Here is a 3,956-nt window from a genome sequence, read left to right as displayed (position 1 = left end):
CACGAGCGTCGCGATCTTGCACGAGTGGGGGCGGGCCTCCGTGCAGGCGGAGAAGCCGAGGGCGCCGGAGGCCCCGAGCCGGAGCTACTGGTGGGCGCACCAGCCCGGGCGCGCCGGCCACGCCGACGCGGCCGAGCCCATGCTCGCCCGGCTGGTGCGCCGCGAGGCCACCCACGGCCGGGACGTCGAGCAGGCCCGTGCCCTCGTGGACCTCGGTCACGCCCACCACGACCAGGACCGCGCCGAGAACGCGCTGCCCCTGTGGCGGGAGGCGGCCGGCCTGTTCGAGGCCCACGGCCAGTGGGAGGCCGCCGCGCGCACGCTCCTGGCCGCCGGCGCCCTCGTGAACCGCGAGCGCGACGAACGCACCCGGCCCTCCCCCCTCGACCTGTTCGAGCGGGCGGTCGCGGCCGCGCGCCAGGCGGTGGACGAGGACCCGGCGGTGCCGCCGGCCGCGCCGCCCGCCCGCGGGTACCTGCTGTGCGGTGCCGGGCCGGCGGAGGAGAACCCGGCGTAGCGGCCGGCCGGGCTGGGTGCGCAGGGGGCCCTGCTGGCCGAGGCCGGCCAGTCGGAGGGCCTCGAGCTCCGCGAGCAGGCGCTCGCCCTCGTGCGGGACGCCGGCGCCGACTGGCAGGTGGCCGACTACACGGACACCCGCGCCCGTGCCCTGTGGTCGCTCGAGCGGGGGCCGGAGGCGATCGCCACCGCGCTGCAGGCCGCCGACCTGTTCACCGCCGCCGGGGACCGCGAGGGCGCCGCGCAGGCCGAGCTCTTCGCCGCCTACGTGGTGGCCGAGGACGGCAGCCCCGAGCAGGCCGCGACGCTCTTCCGCCTGGTGTGCGAGTCCACCGAGTCCACGCTCGTGCGCCTCGGGGCGCTCACGGGCCTGCACCAGTGCCTGTCCGCCCTCGGGGACCACGACGGCGCCGCGCGCGTCCGGGTGGACGGGGTGGCCGGTGACGGCGTCCTCCCACCGCCCGGCCGGCACGGTCACGACGGTCTCGCCCCAGCCACCGGCGGCCGCGAGGCGGACGGGCCAGCGGGTGGCCACGGCGAGCGCCCCGCCCCGGTCGAACGCGATCGCGTGCTCGGCGGCGGGCCCGGAGACGTCGAGCGGGCGGTGGCCGGGGAACAGCTCGGGCCGGTCGCGGCGGGGGCGCAGCACCGCCGCGACGGCCGCAAGCTTGGCGGCGGCGGGGTCGTCGAGGCCGGGCGTGTGGCCGGCGTCGAGGCGGTCCAGCAGGTCGGCCCGGGCCGCGAAGTCCACGGGGCGGCGGTTGTCCGGGTCCACGAGGGTGGGGAAGGGCACCTCCGTGCCCTGGTAGACGTCGGGGACGCCGGGGGCGGCGAGCTGGACGAGCTTGTGGCCGAGCTGGACCACCAGGCCGGGCTCGGCGATGCGGTCCGCGACGGCCTGCAGCACGCCCCGGGCAGGCCCCTCGGGGGAGGTGACGGCGGCGGCGAGCGCGGCGAGCCGGGCCTCGAACTCGGGGTCCTGGCCCGTCCAGGTGGTGGCCAGGGCCGCCTCGCGGGAGGCCTTCTGCAGGAAGCCGAGGATCCGCTCCTCCTCCGGTGCGGTGCCGTCCGTGGGCCAGACGCCCACGATGGACTCCCAGAGCAGCCGCTCGGCGTCGGGGTGGCCGAGCGGGTGGAGGCGCCTCAGCTCGGCGAGCTCGGCGGCCCAGCGGTCGGGCTCCTCGGCGAGCACGGCGATGCGGGCGCGCACGTCCTCGCCGCGCTTGGTGTCGTGGGTGCTCAGGGTGGTCATGGCCGTCGGCCAGGCGGCCTGGCGCGCCTGCTGGGCGGCGTGGAAGTCGGCCAGGGACAGGGCGACGTGGGAGGGGTCTCCGCCGACCTCGTTCAGGTTGGCCCACCGGGTGTACCGGTAGAAGGACCGGTCCTCGACGCCCTTGGCCATCACCATGCCAGAGGTCTGCTGGAACCGGCGGGCCACGGGCGAGTCCGGGTCGGTCAGCTCGGGCCGCAGGTCGCCGAGCACGGCGGCGAGGGCCGGCTCCGCCTCGGCCGCGTCCGCCAGCGCGCCCTCGAGCACGGCCAGGCCGACGGGCAGGTAGGTGCGGTACACCGGCAGGCGGGCGAGCACGGCGGCGAACGCGGCGGCCACGTCCTCGTCCGGGTGGGCACCGAGGGCGTGCACGGCGCGGACCTCCCGGACCAGCCGGGCGGTCTCGGTCGCGAGGGAGCCGGTGGCCACGTCGTGCTTGGCTCGCACCACGACCTCGTCCCACTCCCGACGACGGCGCGCGTCCTCGGCCGCATCGCCCGCGGCCTCGGGGTGCATGAAGACGCGTTCGACCTCGCCGAGCGCGTCGTAGCCGGTGGTCCCGTCCACGGGCCAGTCCGCGGGCAGCGCCTCGCCGGGCTCGAGGATCTTCTCCACCACGAGGTAGCCCTCCGGGAGCACGTGGGAGCGCAGGCGCCGCGCGTAGCCAGCCGGGTCCGCCAGGCCGTCCGGGTGGTCCACGCGCAGCCCGTCCACGAGCCCTTCGCGGACCCAGCGGGCGGGTTCGGCGTGGACGGCGTCGAAGACCTCGGGCTCGTCCACCCGGACGCCCGCGAGCGTGGTGACGGTGAAGAAGCGGCGGTAGTTCAGCTCGGCGTCGCCGCGGCGCCAGCCGACCAGCCGGTAGTGCTGGCGCTCGTGCACGGCGCGGGCCAGGCGGGCCTGCTCCGCGGTCGGCTCACTCGCCGGGTCCGCCTCCGCGAAGACCTCCGCGGCGCGTAGCCCGGTCTCCGCCTCGGCCGCCTCGAGCGATCCGGGGGCGAGGGGGTAGACGTTGTCCCAGTAGCGCAGGCGACCCTCGTCGACGACGAGACGGTTCAGCTCCGCGTCCGCGTCCCCGTCAGGACCGTCCCCCAGGACGGGGATGAGTAGAGACCCGCCGCCGGCCGCCCAGTCCACGTCGAACCACGCCGCATGCGCCGCCTCGGGACCGTGGGTGAGCACGTCCCACCACGCCGGATTGGCCTGGGGCGTGGCCACGCCCACGTGGTTCGGCACGATGTCGACGAGCACGCCCATGCCCGCCTCGTGCGCGGCGCGCGCGACCGCGTCCAGTCCCTCGGCCCCGCCGCGGGCGGCGTCCAGCCGCGTGGGGTCCACGACGTCGTACCCGTGGTCGGAGCCGGGCTCGGCCTCGAGCAGCGGCGAGAGGTAGAGCCAGTCCACGCCCAGGCGCCGCAGATAGGGCACGAGCCCGGCCACGGACTCCAGCGGCAGATCCGGGCTGACCTGGAGCCGGTAGGTGGACGCGGGGGCGGAACGGACGGTCGAGGTGCTCACGCGGCGACGCTAACAGAGGCCCCCGACGCGGCATCAGGCCCGGCGGACGGCGGCGGGCGCGGTCACGGGGCCGGACGCAGCGGCAGGTCCTCGTACTTCTCCGGCGGGTTGTGGAAGATGTCCTCGCCGACGAAGGGCTCGCCCGAGGGGTCGACCAGGACCATCTCGTCCCGCAGGACGGTCCCGTCCGGCTGGGTGAGGTCGATGATGAACCCCGTGCCGGACTGGCGGATGCGCTCGATCGAGGTGTAGCCGTACTTGGCCGTCAGGTTCTGACGCAGCGTGTCCAGCCCCGCCAGGTGCGTCCCCACACCCACGCCGGCCAGCACGGCCGCGACCGCCAGCATCACGGCCCCCACCCGGCGCTGCAGCCGGGTGTTGTCCAGGACGTCCACCTCGGTGTTGCGTCCGTGCTCGTCAGCGTGCCGCCGGTGCCGGCGCTCGCGCCAGATCCCGGCGACCAGCAGGATGCCGCCGACGACGAGCGCGAGGGCGGCCGCCCAGTAGGCGAGCCAGGGGGTGAAGAGGTTGACGGGCGCGAAGGTCATGCCCCCAGTGTGACATCCCTCACGTCTGCGGGTTGCTCAGGGCAGGCCGGCGCCGCGTGCCGCGGTCCACAGGCGGTGCCACTGCGCGGAGTCCATCGCCTCGA

1 protein-coding gene and 1 pseudogene are annotated in these 3,956 nt (G+C 76.5%); both read right to left on the bottom strand.

Annotated elements, in window-relative coordinates; all coding sequences use genetic code 11:
• Positions 1-907 precede the first annotated feature (907 nt).
• Positions 908-3,304 (bottom strand): annotated as a pseudogene (treY, locus tag D8M29_RS09425) (malto-oligosyltrehalose synthase); the annotation flags it as partial.
• 62 nt (positions 3,305-3,366) lie between these two features.
• Positions 3,367-3,852, bottom strand: coding sequence for a hypothetical protein (locus D8M29_RS09420; RefSeq protein WP_036315935.1), 486 nt, complete (start codon positions 3,850-3,852; stop codon positions 3,367-3,369).
• Between the last annotated feature and the right edge of the window lie 104 nt (positions 3,853-3,956).

Origin of the sequence: Micrococcus sp. HSID17227, from assembly GCF_003989405.1 — a bacterium.
In the GTDB taxonomy this organism is placed as follows: domain Bacteria; phylum Actinomycetota; class Actinomycetes; order Actinomycetales; family Micrococcaceae; genus Micrococcus; species Micrococcus luteus.
This window is presented reverse-complemented; position numbering and strand designations above follow the sequence as displayed.